The organism is Paenibacillus sp. HWE-109, from assembly GCF_022163125.1.
Taxonomy (GTDB): domain Bacteria; phylum Bacillota; class Bacilli; order Paenibacillales; family NBRC-103111; genus Paenibacillus_E.
On the sequence record NZ_CP091881.1, the window covers coordinates 3251859 to 3266455 of the forward strand.

Below are 14597 nucleotides of genomic sequence, written 5' to 3' on the forward strand. Positions count from 1 at the left end.
GTGCTTATTCGACATGATTTGCGAAAATCCTATTTCAAAAGTTTCATCATTTTATTTAAAAATCCTTTTACGCCTGAAGATGGCGTATCTATGACTCGATAACCTTTGATATAATTTTCGGTTAATGTGTTTAAGCTTCTTGATGCTGCTGAATGTGGGAAAGCGACTGTAAACGGTATTTGTTTTTTTACTGCTTTTGAAACTGTTGCATCATCGTCTACAAAACCAAGTGTTGGAATATGGATATCTAGAAATTGCTTAGCAACCAATGCGATTTTATCCGCTGTTTGCTTTCCTTCTTTCAAATCTGTAACGCGGTTAATGACTAATTTAAATGAGACGTCATGTCCCATGGAATTCACCATTTTAATTATTGCATAAGCGTCAGTGATGGATGTTGGTTCTGGTGTTGTGACAACAAACGTTTCTTCGGCAGCTAAAATAAATTTAAGTGTTTCTTTGGATAAACCAGCACCGGTGTCAAATATGATAAAATCCACATATCCATTGAGCTGCGTAACTTGTTCTGCAAAGTAATCCAATTCTTCCTCTGTTAAGCGGAGCAGATCATTGAATCCTGAACCACCTGCAATAAAATCTAGATTGTTATAGCCTTTTTGGATAATTTCCCAAATTGTTTTTTCTTTTTTCAAAAGATGATACAAATTGTATTTAGAGGACACACCCATAAGCACATCAATATTCGCTAGCCCGATATCAGCATCAAAAACAAGCACTTTATAACCTTGAGACTGAAGCGTCAATGCAAAGTTCAGCGTGAAATTTGACTTTCCAACGCCGCCCTTTCCGCTAGTCACGGTAATAATCCTGGTTGCTCTTGTGCCTTTATCATTCTGAATCTGTACCAGGTTCCGCAACGCTTCTGCTTGATCCTTCATGCTTTAGGCTCCTCCAACAACAAATCAATGATTTGCCACTCATTCATCTCCGTAATATCATCAGGGACATTTTGTCCATTCGCGACATAGGAAATTTGAAGAGTAAATTCATGAACAATATTCACAATTGCTCCATAAGAATCCGTTTCGTCCATTTTCGTAAAAATCACTTTGTCCAATTTAAACTTATTGAAATTATTGGTAATAGCTCTCATATCGCGATATTTGGTTGTTAAACTCAAGACGAGAATGGTTTCACTATTCCCCTGTGTCTTGAGAAGTGAGTTCAGTTCAGAAACATACATTTCATTCCTAAAATTCCGGCCGGCCGTATCCATGAAAATAATATCGCAATCCGCTAGATTATGAAAAGCTTTCGACAGATCTTGCGGCGAGAAGACTACTTCCAGCGGCACATTCAAAATTGTAGCGTACGTTTTCAACTGCTCAATTGCTGCAATACGGTACGTATCCGAAGTGATGAATCCAACTTTTCGTTGATACTTTAGGACTTGTTCAGCAGCCAACTTGGCAATTGTCGTTGTTTTGCCAACCCCGGTTGGCCCCACGAAATGAACAACGCGAGTATTCAGTGAGATTTGTTTGCTCTTATCTGATTGAAAAACTTGGCCAAGTTTGGACTTAACAATTTGTTTGGCGGCTTCTTCCGTCACGGGTTCATCAGCCAATTCGAAATCAGCTAAGGTCTCGTCAATGATTTGGCGAACAAGTAAAGCATCTACTTCTTGATCGTAAAGTCGTTGTTCAATCACTTGCAATGGTTCCGGAAGATTGGAAACGTCAGCTGCTTTCGTCAGCTTGTGCATCATTTCCTTCATTTGCTTGAGTTCCTCAAGCAAGTGCTCATCCTTAGCATTTGGCCTGTTAGGTGCATTCACAGAAACAGGCGAGTACGATTGTTGCGCAGCGTAGAGCGGAGCTGCAGGCGCCTCGTGAGCAGTTTTGACAGCTACGGGTTCTCTGGCTGCGCTCACGGGAGCGAAAACATCAGGCACATCAGGAAAATCAGACATATGTGTTTGCTGCTTAACAGCTTGAAGATTGTTTGCCGATGCCTGCACCCGCGGCTGCTGCATTTGAGGTGCTGCTACACGCTGTTGGCTAGCCGCATTGGCAGCAGCGTTCGAAGCATCGATTGCTGCAATAACTTCAATCTTTTTTTTGCCAAATAAACCGAGAAAGCCACCAGTACGAATTTCTTTGGTATTCAAAATAACAGCATCCTTGCCCAGATCAGTGCGAATTTTCTGCAAAGCATCCGGCATGGAATCGACAACATATCTTTTTACTCTCATAAATTGACTACCCCCATGCTCTGGATTTCAACGCTTGGCTCTAATTCGCTGTAGGACAAGACAGGAATGTCTTGCAGAGTTCTTTCTAGTAGTTGTCTTAAATACATCCGAATCGTCGGAGAAGTTAGAATAACGGGCTGTTGACCAGATTGAATCAATTTGGAAACCTGTTCGCTGACACGATGATAAATAATTTGTGAGGAAGAAGGATCCAAAGCTAAGTAGCTGCCTTGATCTGACTGTTGAACAGATTCGGCTATTTTCTTCTCGACTGAAGGGCCTACCGTAATGACTTTAAGCGAATCGCCCAAAGAGGTGAACTGTTGTGTAATTTGTCTGGACAAGGACTGTCTAACATATTCAGTTAAAATCTCAGGATCTTTGGTGTACGTCCCGTAATCCGCTAAAGTCTCCAGAATTGTAACCAAATCACGTACCGATATTTTCTCACGCAATAACTTAGCTAATACCTTTTGCACATCACCAATCGACAAAACGGAAGGTATAAGATCGTCAACAAGTGCTGGGTACGCTTCACGAACATTATCGATAAGAGCTTTCGTTTCCTGACGACCCAGAAGTTCATGCGTATGTTTCTTGATAATTTCTGTAAGATGTGTGGCAACGACAGAAGGCGGATCTACTACCGTATAGCCTGATAATTCCGCTCTTTCTTTGGTCACCTCATCAATCCAAATCGCAGGCAAACCGAAAGCAGGTTCAGTTGTTTCAATACCAGAAATTGAATCATCTTCAATTCCAGGACTCATCGCTAAGTAGTGATTAAGAAGTAGTTCGCCGCGTGCTACGGTATTGCCTTTAATTTTGATGATATACTCATTAGGTCGTAATTGGATGTTATCACGAATACGAATTACAGGCACGACAACTCCGAGTTCAAGCGCACATTGTCTACGAATCAAGATAATTCGATCCAATAAATCCCCCCCCTGCTGTGTATCCGCCAGAGGTATTAAGCCGTAGCCAAATTCAAATTCAATCGGATCCACTTGAAGCAAGGAGATGACACTTTCTGGACTGCGAACTTCCTCAATTTGCTGCTCTTCAACCAACTGCTCTTCCTTGATCGCTTCCCGTTCCAAATTCTTCTGCATCTTGAAAGCAGCATAAACTAGCAATCCTGCAATCGGGAATGTAGTAAACCAATGAATTGGCGTGAATAATCCAAGAACAACTAACGTAGCAGCAACAATGTACAAAAGTTTCGGCTGCGCGGTAAGCTGCTTAGTAATATCCTGTCCGAGGTTCCCTTCTGAGGAAGCGCGGGTTACGATAATACCAGCAGCAGTAGAAATCAATAATGCAGGAATCTGACTAACGAGGCCATCACCAATTGTGAGAATAGAAAAGGTTTCAAGAGCTTTACTGAAAGACATCCCTTTCATCGTCATTCCAATGATGAAACCACCGATTAAATTGATAACAAGAATGATAATACCCGCAATGGCGTCCCCTTTAACGAATTTGCTGGCACCATCCATTGCTCCATAGAAATCTGCTTCACTTTCAATTTTCTTTCTTCGTTCACGAGCTTGAACTTCATTAATTAAACCAGCGTTTAAATCAGCATCAATACTCATCTGTTTGCCCGGCATCGCATCGAGCGTAAATCTCGCTGCAACCTCGGCAACGCGCTCAGAACCTTTGGTAATTACGATGAACTGTACCAAGACCAGAATGAGAAACACGACGAATCCCACGACGATATTGCCTTGTGCCACGAAAGAACCAAAAGTTCTGACCACGTCGCCTGCTTCTGCATGCGACAAAATGTTCCGGGTCGTTGATACGTTAAGCGCCAACCGGAACAAGGTCGTAATCAAAAGTAAGGAAGGAAAGATGGAGAACTGCAGGGCTTCTTGTGTATTCATAGCTACTAAGATAATCATTAAAGCAACTGATATATTGATAATCAGCAGAAAATCCAGTAAAGGGATTGGTACCGGTACAATCATCATTAAGACAATACAAATAATGCCTACCAGAACCACTAAATCTTTGATTTTCAACAGATTGTACCTCCCTCTTCGTTAATTCGTTTTGCCCTTAATTTTATAGACGTAAGCTAACACTTCAGCGACTGCTTGGAATAAATCAGCTGGAATGGCTTCACCGATTTCCACTTGGGCAAATATAGCACGTGCTAATGGCTTGTTTTCCATCGTCACAACACCATTCTTCTTGGCCACTTCTTTAATTTTGAGAGCTACATAGTCAGCACCCTTGGCAATAACCGTAGGCGCCTGCATGTTAGAGGAATCATATTTCAAAGCAACAGCAAAGTGAGTCGGGTTCGTGATAATAACATCCGCTTTGGGAACTTCTTGCATCATCCGCTGCATAGCCATTTGACGCTGCTTCGCACGAATCTTTCCTTTAATCAGCGGATCTCCTTCACTTTTCTTATACTCATCTTTGATATCCTGCTTGGACATTTTGAGACTCTTCTCATACTCGTACTTCTGATAGATATAGTCAAATACCGCAAGCACAATAAGAATAGCACCAATTTTAATGCCAAGTTTTAAAGTAAGTGAAGCAATAAATGAAAAGGTGCTTTCTAGTGGCGAATGGCCTAACCCTAATAACTTAGCCTTCTCCCCCATTAAAGTGGTGTACACAACGTAACCGATAATCAGCATCTTCATGGTGGATTTCAAAAAATCCATCACCGTGCGCAAGGAGAAGATTTTTTTGAACCCTTCAAGCGGATTAATTTTACTGAATTTCATCATCAAGGGATCGCCGATAAACATAAAGCCAATCTGCGCGTAATTCCCAATGAAAGCGATCAAGACAACAAGAATGAAGATGGGTGCCAGAATGATTAAGCCTTGTGTTACCAAATTTGTGAATAAGACTTGAACATTCCCCATCGTAATATCCATATTGAGTTGATTATTGTATACGTTTTTGAACATACTGATGATTCTTACTTTCATGTAGCTTCCAAACAAGAGGAACGACAAGAATGAAAAGAGGAGGATTAGCGCTGCTGGCAAGTCCATGCTCTTGGCAACCTGCCCCTTTTTACGGGCATCCTGCCTCTTCTTCGCTGTCGCAGGTTCCGTCTTTTCTCCTGCAAACCATTGTAAATCAAGCTGCAAGCGATATGGCTGGGACACGGTTTCCTCCTACTCAGGGAGAGGGTTGCTGTGTACCACTAACTAGTTGAAGCAACTTCTCCATGTAATCAAATATCGTTGCAAATAAATTTTGAAATTGTGAAATCAATTCTGGGAAAAGCACAACTAGCAAGAAAAGGCCCAGAATCATTTTCAATGGTGCGCCGATGACAAAAATATTGAATTGCGGAGCTACCCTTGTCAACAGCCCTAATCCTAAATCTGTTAAAAAAAGGGCTGCAATAATAGGAGCAGCAAGTTGGAACGAAAGATAAAACATTTTCGACAATGATTTAACAAGAAAATCCGATATCTCACCATTGTAAATATGGGCGAACAATTGATTATCCAATGGAACCCATTTATAACTATCAATAATCGCTCTAATCAAAAAGTGATGTCCATCAAAAGTTAAAAAAAGCAAGATGGCGACCATATACTTGAGATTACCTAACATCGGGGATGATACCCCTGTTAAAGGATCAATGACACTAGCCATACTATAACCGATTTGCATATCCATAAATGAACCGGCTGTTTGCACAACTGTAAAGAAAATATAGGCCAGGAAACCAAGTAAAATGCCAATCAGCATTTCACGAATGATCAAGAGGATGTATTCACCATCCAATGGTATAGGCTTGTCAAGACCCATACTTGCAAAAATAAGGAAAGAGATGAATACAGAAAGACCGATTTTGAACATCATCGGCACATTTCGCGAGGAAAGCACCGGAACCACGACAAAGAATGATGTAATTCGACAAAAGATAAGCAAAAAAATAGGGATTGCCTGAAAAAATATGTTTGTCATATCGCTCACAACCTAACCAACGAATTTGTAAAGGTTGTTGAGTAAATTAAACGTAAAGTCTACCAATGTATTCATAATCCATGGCCCAAAAATTAAAATAGAAAGCAGTACTGCAACAATTTTGGGAACAAAAGCTAACGTCTGCTCTTGAATCTGCGTAGTTGCTTGGAAAATACTGATGATCAAGCCAACAACAAGCCCAATAATCAACATGGGGGCACTGGCTTTCAGTACGGTATAAACAGCTTCACCGGCAATACGAATGACAAATTCCGAACCCATTTAGTAATCCTCCGATATTTTGATCCTCAACCATAGCTAAGGAGTAATGATCTCACAACAAGGTACCAACCATCTACTAAAATAAACAGCAGGATCTTGAAAGGCAATGAAATCATAACAGGCGGCAACATCATCATCCCCATCGCCATTAAGGTACTAGAAACAACCATATCGATGACCAGAAACGGAATAAATATCATAAATCCCATCTGGAAGGCTGATTTCAGTTCACTAATCGCATAAGCCGGTACTAAAGAAGTAATAGGAATATCTTCAACACCAGTAGGCGCTTTAGCTTTGGTGTAATCTAGAAATAGCTTTAAATCCTTCTGCCTGGTATGTTTGAACATAAACTTCTTCATCGGCAGTGAAGCTTTCTCAAAAGCCTGGGTTTGATTAATTTCCCCCTTCAAGTAGGGTTGAAGTGCCGTCTGATTAACTTCCCCCAAAGTTGGAGACATAATAAAAAAGGTTAAAAACAGAGCGAGTCCGATTAAAACCTGATTGGGTGGCATCTGCTGTGTTCCCAGTGACGTTCTTACGAAACCTAGTACAATGACGATACGCGTAAAGCTGGTCATCAAAATTAGAAATGATGGAGCAAGGCTCAAAACAGTTAACAATAGCAATAAGGTTACCGTATTAGAGGAACCAGCGGCAGCGCCTCCGGTACCAATATTTACATTTAATCCAGGAATCGGATTGTTCGGATCTGTCTCGGCAGCTGAAGCTGTCAGAGAGATTAGAAAGACGGAAATGAACACGATTAATAGGGCAAGAATTCGTTTATTTCTCTTCATTCATCATTCAACCGATCTGTTGGTTTTTGATCTGAAAGCCAATCTTCCACATTTTTATTCCGATTTGAAACTCGTTGAAGTTTGTCATGAAATACTTGTTGAAAGGAAGAAGTGATTTCAACTTCCTCTTCAATATCTTTCTTTTTAAGCGGCAGCTTGCCAATCCACTTCGTCAATGCCCCAAAACCGACTCTGTCATCCTGAGAGGAAGTCAGTAAATCAGTAATATATGCTACTTCATCGGCGTCATTAATCTTATCCAATAACTGAATATTCTCACCGACGCCAACCACGAAGAGCGAATGACCAATTTCTACAATCTGGATTGACTTATTTTGCCCAAGGGGAACTCCACCTAAAGATCGAATCGAGTTCCCAAACATGGTGCCTTTATTTCTCTTAGCTATATACTTGATGAGTACAAAGAACAACAGAATGATTAAAACGAGAAAGAAAATGACCTTGACAACCATACCAAACGAATCAAAGGAGTCTGTAGTCGGAAAATCAGATGTTGGCAGACCTTGTCCTGGCTCTGTTTCGGCAAAGCTTATTGACGTCGTGTACAACATCGCGGCTACACTAAGTAACGTAGTTAATAGTCGCTTCGATTGGAGTCTTCTCATAGTCGCATCCCTCTTGGTTTATGTAAGACTCAACCGAATTAAGGGGCTTACCCTAGAGTCTTTTTAATTGCTTCGATAACACGGTCTGCCTGGAACGGCTTAACGATAAAGTCTTTAGCACCAGCTTGAATCGCGTCGATAACCATCGCTTGTTGCCCCATCGCGGAACACATGATAACTTTCGCATTTGGCTCAATCTTCTTGATTTCTTTCAAAGCTTGAATCCCATCCATCTCAGGCATTGTGATATCCATTGTAATCAGATCTGGTTTCAATTCTTTGTATTTCTCAATAGCTTGTGCGCCATCATTCGCTTCGCCACAAACCTCATACCCATTTTTAGATAGAATATCACGAATCATCATTCTCATAAAAGCAGCATCATCAACAATAAGAATACGGTTAGCCATGAATAAAGTCCCCCTAGAATTAAATTATTGTAGCTTTTGAATTCGTTCCCATTGATTAACAATGTCCGTAACACGAACCCCAAAGTTTTCATCGATAACCACGACTTCGCCTTTGGCGATTAACTTATTATTAACTAAGATGTCCACAGGCTCACCTGCTAATTTATCCAATTCAATAATAGATCCTTGTGACAATTCCAAAATATCTTTGATCACCTTGTGGGTTCTGCCTAACTCTACCGTTACTTTCAGAGGAATATCCAAAAGCAGATCAAGATTTGTATCTTCCGCATGAGAGTACGAACCATTTTGTAAATTACCAAACTGAACGGGTTGCACATTTACATTGCGATTCGGCATCCCACCATATGCGGCTGCAGGTGGCTGCTGATACATAGGCTGTTGAGGTGGATACATGGGTTGTCCCATCGGTGGTTGTTGATACATCGGTTGCTCATACATAGGCTGCTGCTGCTGCTGGTACATAGGCTGCTCATAAACAGGCTGAGCTGCTGCAGGAGGAGGTGTATGAACTTCTTGCTTAGGTGCGGAAGGAGCAGGTGCTTGTGCAGCCGGGGCAGCTTCCATCTCAGACTCTGAACCACCACCCATTAGGATCGATACCATTTCTTTGGCGAAAGGAACAGGAAGTAACTGCATGATGTTGGAATCAATAAGATCGCCAATGATGAGTCGGAACGATATCTTAATAAATACGTCCTCGTCAGGTAATTTTCCTTCTCCTTTCGACAAATTTAATATGTCGATTCCAGGCGGTGAGATATTGACAAATCGATTAAAGATGGTAGACATCGAAGTTGCGGATGAACCCATCATCTGATTCATTGCTTCTTGAACAGCGCTGATGTGAATTTCACTGAGATTTTCATCTCCACCAGTACCGTCTCCACCCATCATAAGATCAGCGATCACTTGCGCGTCACTTGTTTTGATGACAAGTAAATTAATACCATCAAAACCATCGACATAATTAACATGAACCGCTACATGTGGTTTAGGAAACTCTTGTTCCAATTCCTCTTTGCCGATTATTGACACACGAGGTGTTGTAATATCGACTTTCTTACCCAGCAATGTCGAAAGAGCTGTGGCTGCACTGCCAAATGTAATATTACCAATTTCACCGAGTGCATCCTGCTCTAACGAAGATAAATAGTCTTCAACTTTAGGAGGCCCTTGATAAGAAGAGGCTGGACTATCGTCCGAGGACTGTCTCAACAAAGCGTCGATCTCTTCTTGGGACAGATAATCTCTGTTATTCGTCATAATCTTCTTCTCCTTCGTTTACGATTTCTGTAATTTGTACAGCCATCTTCCCTTTTAAGGTACCAGGGCTTCCGAGATATTTCAGCTTCTCGCCCACTTTGACTTGAAGCGAATCTTCGACGGATTTATGCAGTGGGATAACATCGCCAATTGTTAAACCAAGGAAGTCACGTATGTTAATTTCAGACGAACCCAGTTCTGCAATGAGTGGCAACTTGGTTTTTTCCAAGCGCGATTGAAGTGCTTCCACTTCTTCAGGAGCTCTCGTCTTTTTCTGGGAAACAAACCAATGATGCACGGATAGACGAGGCATGATCGGCTCAATAACCACATGAGGAATACAAAGATTGATCATCCCCGTGGTATCACCGATTTTGGTACTAAGCGAGATCAGTGCAATCGTTTCATTCGGAGAAACAATTTGCATAAATTGCGGATTCGTTTCAAGTGCCTCTAATCTTGGCTGAATGTCGATAACGGTCTTCCAAGCTTCTTGCAAACTATCGAAGGCTCTACTAAAAATACGTTCCATCACAATCGTTTCAATTTCAGTTAAGGCATTAATTTTCGTAGGGGTCGTGCCTGCTCCACCCAATAATCGATCCAACATAGCGAACGCAACATTGGGATGAACCTCAAGTACCATTCGACCCTCTAAAGGCTCCGCTTCAAAGATGTTCAAAATGGTCATTTTCGGGATCGAACGAATAAATTCGTCGTAGGGCAGCTGCTCCACTTGGACAACACTAATTTGTACAAACGTACGAAGTTGTGCTGAAAAATACGTAGTTAAGAATCGCGCAAAATTTTCGTGAATCCGAGTTAAGCTTCGAATATGATCCTTGGAGAAGCGCACGGCTCTCTTAAAGTCATACGCCCTTACCTTCTTCTGCGTATCCTCTTTTTTAAGTTCATCCGCATCCATTTCGCCAGAGGACAAAGCAGCTAGCAAAGCATCGATCTCATTTTGCGATAGAACATCAACCATTCGAGTCACCTCCTTTAAGCAAAATCAAAAGCGAGTTATTGAAGTACTTTATCGGTTATCCAAATTTGCTTGATTTTTCCTTCGTGTAACAATGGGTTTAGTTTATTCATTAAAGTTGAAGTTAAACTATCAGAACCTTTGCTGCCTTCAATCTGATCTTTCGTCAAATCACCTAAAGCTTGTACAATTGTTCCTTTGACCGCGGAGTCCAATAAACTATCAAACTCTGCTTTACCCTTAGCATTTTCTAATTCAAAAGCGAAGCTAATTTTAATGAAATTCTGACTGCCGGATAAGTTTGTTAAAATATCTTTGATAATGGCTGTGTTAGCTTTGACTGCCTCAGCAGAAGGTGCTTTGGTCGGTTTTACACTAGCAACAGCATCTTGTGCTTTGGCGGCAGGATCTTTGGATTCGTTATTTTTCTCCATAAAGTTCCATAATACAAAGGCCGCTGTCAAAATCAGTGTAATCGCAATTAGAATGGAGACAATGAGTATGAAAATTTTGTTCTTAAACACTTACGAACCCTCCGCATCCTTGGACTTAATAGTCGCTCGAACTGAGCCAATCTCCTGCATGTAGGTCCGCACTAAGCTTACCACAACCTCTGCCTTTTCGAGAACTGTGATTTTCTTTCCTGTTGTTAAACTAATCATGGTATCAGGAGTCTCTTCAATCTGTTCAATCAATAAGGCATTCAGAAAAATAGGCTTGCCGTTTAAACGTGTGAGAGAAATCATGTTTCTCCTCCTGTATCAGGATAAGGGGAGGCAAGCTCCCCTCACTTCACATTACTGAAAATTAACGTTTAAGATTTACGACTTCTTGCAGCACTTCATCGGAAGTTGTAATAATGCGTGAATTCGCTTGGAAACCACGTTGAGCGATGATCATCTCCGTAAATTCACCAGTCAAATCAACATTGGACATTTCCAATTGACCTGAGATCAGGGTGCCCGTACCTGTTGCTGTATTGCCTGGCACATCAATAGTTAAAGCACCTTCTGGATTCGCGTTGGCTGTCATACGGTACAAATTCCCACCAATTTTCTCAAGTCCTGATGGATTGATGACTTTAACAACACCAACTTTTTGTCCTGTTGTAACCGTTGCACCTGTGGAGTCGATACCAATAATATCTCCATTTTGCGCGATTGAGAAAGAAACAATGTCCTCAGGAATAACGATTGGGCCAGCACCTTCAGCCCCCATCACATGAAGTCCTTCAGCATTAACTAAGTTGCGAGTAGGATCTAGCGTGAAATTCCCCGATCTTGTAAGATAAGGCGCATCTGTTTGCTCCGCAGTCCCTACTGCAAAAAATCCATCACCATTAATACGTAAATCCGTTGTTACATTAGTAGTCATTGCACTACCCGGTGTATGAATTGTATCGATTGCAGCTAAACTAACTCCTAGACCAACTTGCTGTGCATTCACACCACCGCGGTTGTCATCGGGAGCACTCACACCGGAAACAGTTTGGCTAAGAATGTCTTTGAACATAACACGGCTGCCTTTGAAACCAATTGTATTAACGTTGGCAATGTTATTACCGATAACATCTAATTTAGTTTGAAAACCACGCATACCTGAAACGCCTGAGTATAAAGATCTTAACATCTATTTGGGCCTCCAATCGGTTTTTAAAATCATGAGCTGCTTCATTCGTTCCACAGCCCCAGGCTTCCTGCACGGTCGAGCCTGATTCTTATGCGATAACAATGGCACTGTCGATTTGAGTAAATACATGTTCATTCATAGAGGTTCCATCAAGCGCCGTCACGACGGTTCGGTTAGGAACATTAACAATCAAAGCATTGCCACCCAGGATCATTAGCGCATCTTTGGCACCTTTAGCGGCCACCTTATCGATTGCTTGACTAAGTTTATCCAATTGCTCGGGCTTTAGTTGAATGCCTCTCTCCTTAAGTCTAACCTCTGCATGATGACTGAAACGAACAAATTGGTCCTGAAGAAGTTGTTGAAACTTGGGAATACCGGGTGTAGATACCGGTTGCTGTACAGGTGTTCGTCTCGTAGACGCCGGAGAAACCGCATTAGGATAAAGCTGTCCAATGGATATTCTCTCTGTCATTTTGTTTCTCCAACATTCTCAATTTTTTTGAGCTTGTCGAGAGAAATTTCCACTCCCTTCACAGAGGCATACTGATTGCCTTCTTTAAATGTAATGGAATCTACAATACCTGTTTTTTCAGAGGAAGCACCCGATGAATCTATATCCGTCCACGTCACCGATTTACCAATTAACCCTGACACGAAACCAAGAGATTGGCGCATCAACTTCATTTCGCCAGCCATATTCGTCAATTGCTCAACGGATGTGAACTGTGCCATTTGAGCAATAAACTCTTTATCTTGCAAAGGCTGAGTCGGGTCTTGATTTTGAAGCTGTGTGATCAAAATCTTGAGAAAATCATCTTTGCCTAATGTATTGTTGTCTTTTTGTTTCGTCTTGGCATTATTGCCTGCATTAATTAAATCTGACACATTTCCTACAACCGGGTTTGAAGCCATACTTTCACCTCCAACTGCTTCATATGTATTCATCTAGGCAATGACATCGAAGGAGTTTCCATTCACAGCGGTGCGAACTTGAGCAATGTTGTCGACTTCTTGATTAAAATCAAGAGAATCTTCTTGAAAATTGCCAGTACGATTCTTGTTTTGCTGCTGTGATTGACCAAAGGTCTGTTGTTGACGTTGATCCTGGAACATACTTGATTGCATATTCTGGTTCTGCGTAACTTCCAGTTTCTCGACTTGTAAACCTTGAACCTGAAGTGCTTGTCTTAGCGATGGAAGCTGACTTTCTAACATCTGCTTGCCGGCTAAAGTATCCGCTGCGAATTGCGCGATCAATTGACCGTCATGCATGGAAATTCTAACATCGACTTGACCCAGGTTTTTGGGAAACAAGGAAAGTTTCGCTTCAGAGAATGAGCCAGCTACTGTAATCTTCATGTTTTTCAGAACATGTTCTGTCATTTCTTCAGCAAAATTACCTGCGTTAATAGTTGCTGGAGCTTTAACTACAGCTGTATTAGCGATCTGTGCTTTCTGAAGATCTGCAATCGTTACAACAGTATTCGTGGACAGATTGGATTCCGTTGGCAAATCCACAAGGTCAACGAAAGATTCTTTGGAATCTGTTTGTGACTCGAGCGTTGACGAAATAAAAACATTTTTTGCCGCAAGCAGTTCTAATCTGGACTTAGGTTGTTGCACAAGTGTGAATGAATCACCATCCAGTTTCTGTGGCAAAACCAGATTACTTGTACGCTTATGATGACTAGCTTTGTCTACATGAACTAATTCTTCTTTGTTTCCATCTACTGATCCTTCTGCTGCTTCTACAACTGGTGTTGCTGGTTTCGAGGATATAGCTGGTCCTTTCAGATTCGCCATCAGTTCAGGAAGCAAAGGTTGAATCGTGTTCTGCAAGTCTTGATTAAGAAACTTCACAATCGGGTTGTCCGGTTGTTGTTTTGTTAAAGTAGCAAGCGCGAGCAACGTGTTCTGTGCATCTAAATTTAACGTATCTGCAGGTTGCAAGTTCAATCCATTCGATATAGGAAAGGCTCCGCTAGCTTGACCGTCACCAAGCGTTTGCAATAGCAGCTTAGCATCTGCAAACCATTGGCCAACTTTAGGGTCTTGCAACAATTGCTCTGCTAATGCTGGATTGCTATTCATCGCTTCAAGCAGCATCTCAGGAAGAGGTTGGTCCTCTGTTCCTTGATTAGGTTGTGCAACTGCTCCTTGTATGGGTAAAACCAAACTTTGCAGCATCTGCAGCAGCATATTCAGTGAAATTGCGGGATCCGTTGCACTTTGTTCCCCTGCAGTTGACTCCTGCGATAGTTGTCCTCCCAATACTTGGTTAAAAGCATCTTTGGATGCAGCATCCGTGGACGCTGTTTTACCAGCAGTTGCTGTGGAAGTTGTGTTCGCAGTTGGAACTTTAGCTATTTGAACATCCATTTTATTCACCTCCCTTCATGA

General features: G+C 41.6%; 17 protein-coding genes. All 17 read right to left on the bottom strand.

The genetic code is table 11. The annotated features are described in order from the left end of the window. Positions 1-29: 29 nt before the first annotated feature. Positions 30-899, bottom strand: a complete 870-nt coding sequence (locus LOZ80_RS13410) for a MinD/ParA family protein (protein ID WP_238171893.1) — start codon at positions 897-899, stop codon at positions 30-32. Next, complete coding sequence (flhF, locus tag LOZ80_RS13415; protein ID WP_238171894.1) at positions 896-2215, bottom strand: flagellar biosynthesis GTPase FlhF; 1320 nt, start codon at positions 2213-2215, stop codon at positions 896-898. The genes LOZ80_RS13410 and flhF overlap by 4 nt, the downstream gene beginning before the upstream one ends. Continuing rightward, a complete protein-coding gene (flhA, locus tag LOZ80_RS13420; protein WP_238171895.1) occupies positions 2212-4245 on the bottom strand; it encodes a flagellar biosynthesis protein FlhA in 2034 nt (677 codons plus the stop codon). Before flhA ends, flhF begins: the two co-directional genes overlap by 4 nt. Positions 4246-4266: 21 nt before the next feature. After that, a complete protein-coding gene (gene flhB, locus LOZ80_RS13425; protein WP_238171896.1) occupies positions 4267-5361 on the bottom strand; it encodes a flagellar biosynthesis protein FlhB in 1095 nt (364 codons plus the stop codon). 13 nt (positions 5362-5374) lie between these two features. Further along, complete coding sequence (gene fliR / locus LOZ80_RS13430) at positions 5375-6175, bottom strand: flagellar biosynthetic protein FliR (RefSeq protein WP_238171897.1); 801 nt, start codon at positions 6173-6175, stop codon at positions 5375-5377. A gap of 12 nt (positions 6176-6187) precedes the next feature. Further along, positions 6188-6457, bottom strand: coding sequence for a flagellar biosynthesis protein FliQ (fliQ, locus tag LOZ80_RS13435; RefSeq protein WP_029195371.1), 270 nt, complete (start codon positions 6455-6457; stop codon positions 6188-6190). Positions 6458-6483: 26 nt separating this feature from the next. After that, positions 6484-7257 (bottom strand): flagellar type III secretion system pore protein FliP, encoded by a 774-nt coding sequence (gene fliP / locus LOZ80_RS13440; RefSeq protein WP_189012910.1) that lies wholly within the window; start codon positions 7255-7257, stop codon positions 6484-6486. Then, positions 7254-7883 carry a flagellar biosynthetic protein FliO gene (locus LOZ80_RS13445; protein ID WP_238171898.1) on the bottom strand — a complete coding sequence of 210 codons (630 nt, stop codon included), beginning with the start codon at positions 7881-7883 and terminating at the stop codon, positions 7254-7256. Before LOZ80_RS13445 ends, fliP begins: the two co-directional genes overlap by 4 nt. 47 nt (positions 7884-7930) lie before the next feature. Then, entirely contained in the window at positions 7931-8293 is a 363-nt protein-coding gene (locus tag LOZ80_RS13450; RefSeq protein ID WP_028558282.1) for a response regulator, read from the bottom strand. Positions 8294-8317: 24 nt separating this feature from the next. After that, entirely contained in the window at positions 8318-9580 is a 1263-nt protein-coding gene (fliY, locus tag LOZ80_RS13455; protein ID WP_238171899.1) for a flagellar motor switch phosphatase FliY, read from the bottom strand. Continuing rightward, positions 9570-10568 (bottom strand): flagellar motor switch protein FliM, encoded by a 999-nt coding sequence (fliM, locus tag LOZ80_RS13460; RefSeq protein WP_238171900.1) that lies wholly within the window; start codon positions 10566-10568, stop codon positions 9570-9572. Before fliM ends, fliY begins: the two co-directional genes overlap by 11 nt. Positions 10569-10603: 35 nt before the next feature. Further along, positions 10604-11089, bottom strand: a complete 486-nt coding sequence (locus LOZ80_RS13465; RefSeq protein WP_189012902.1) for a flagellar basal body-associated FliL family protein — start codon at positions 11087-11089, stop codon at positions 10604-10606. Then, positions 11090-11311, bottom strand: a complete 222-nt coding sequence (locus tag LOZ80_RS13470) for a flagellar FlbD family protein (RefSeq protein WP_189012901.1) — start codon at positions 11309-11311, stop codon at positions 11090-11092. 61 nt (positions 11312-11372) lie between these two features. Then, positions 11373-12194, bottom strand: coding sequence for a flagellar basal body rod protein FlgG (gene flgG / locus LOZ80_RS13475; RefSeq protein WP_238171901.1), 822 nt, complete (start codon positions 12192-12194; stop codon positions 11373-11375). Between the two features lie 88 nt (positions 12195-12282). Next, positions 12283-12669 carry a TIGR02530 family flagellar biosynthesis protein gene (locus tag LOZ80_RS13480; protein ID WP_238171902.1) on the bottom strand — a complete coding sequence of 129 codons (387 nt, stop codon included), beginning with the start codon at positions 12667-12669 and terminating at the stop codon, positions 12283-12285. After that, on the bottom strand, positions 12666-13109 hold the full coding sequence (locus LOZ80_RS13485) for a flagellar hook capping FlgD N-terminal domain-containing protein (protein ID WP_238171903.1): 444 nt from the start codon (positions 13107-13109) through the stop codon (positions 12666-12668). The genes LOZ80_RS13480 and LOZ80_RS13485 overlap by 4 nt, the downstream gene beginning before the upstream one ends. A 33-nt stretch (positions 13110-13142) precedes the next feature. Then, entirely contained in the window at positions 13143-14576 is a 1434-nt protein-coding gene (locus LOZ80_RS13490) for a flagellar hook-length control protein FliK (protein WP_238171904.1), read from the bottom strand. Between the last annotated feature and the right edge of the window lie 21 nt (positions 14577-14597).

Excerpts from the sequence above, each read along its gene's own strand:
- LOZ80_RS13450 (WP_028558282.1), bottom strand. The coding sequence starts at position 8,293 with ATGGCTAACCGTATTCTTATTGTTGATGATGCTGCTTTTATGAGAATG.
- fliP (WP_189012910.1), bottom strand. The coding sequence starts at position 7,257 with ATGAAGAGAAATAAACGAATTCTTGCCCTATTAATCGTGTTCATTTCC.
- fliY (WP_238171899.1), bottom strand. The coding sequence starts at position 9,580 with ATGACGAATAACAGAGATTATCTGTCCCAAGAAGAGATCGACGCTTTG.
- LOZ80_RS13485 (WP_238171903.1), bottom strand. The coding sequence starts at position 13,109 with ATGGCTTCAAACCCGGTTGTAGGAAATGTGTCAGATTTAATTAATGCA.
- LOZ80_RS13490 (WP_238171904.1), bottom strand. The coding sequence starts at position 14,576 with ATGGATGTTCAAATAGCTAAAGTTCCAACTGCGAACACAACTTCCACA.
- fliM (WP_238171900.1), bottom strand. The coding sequence starts at position 10,568 with ATGGTTGATGTTCTATCGCAAAATGAGATCGATGCTTTGCTAGCTGCT.
- LOZ80_RS13410 (WP_238171893.1), bottom strand. The coding sequence starts at position 899 with ATGAAGGATCAAGCAGAAGCGTTGCGGAACCTGGTACAGATTCAGAAT.
- flhF (WP_238171894.1), bottom strand. The coding sequence starts at position 2,215 with ATGAGAGTAAAAAGATATGTTGTCGATTCCATGCCGGATGCTTTGCAG.
- LOZ80_RS13445 (WP_238171898.1), bottom strand. The coding sequence starts at position 7,883 with ATGAGAAGACTCCAATCGAAGCGACTATTAACTACGTTACTTAGTGTA.
- flgG (WP_238171901.1), bottom strand. The coding sequence starts at position 12,194 with ATGTTAAGATCTTTATACTCAGGCGTTTCAGGTATGCGTGGTTTTCAA.
- fliR (WP_238171897.1), bottom strand. The coding sequence starts at position 6,175 with ATGACAAACATATTTTTTCAGGCAATCCCTATTTTTTTGCTTATCTTT.
- LOZ80_RS13480 (WP_238171902.1), bottom strand. The coding sequence starts at position 12,669 with ATGACAGAGAGAATATCCATTGGACAGCTTTATCCTAATGCGGTTTCT.
- LOZ80_RS13470 (WP_189012901.1), bottom strand. The coding sequence starts at position 11,311 with ATGATTTCTCTCACACGTTTAAACGGCAAGCCTATTTTTCTGAATGCC.
- fliQ (WP_029195371.1), bottom strand. The coding sequence starts at position 6,457 with ATGGGTTCGGAATTTGTCATTCGTATTGCCGGTGAAGCTGTTTATACC.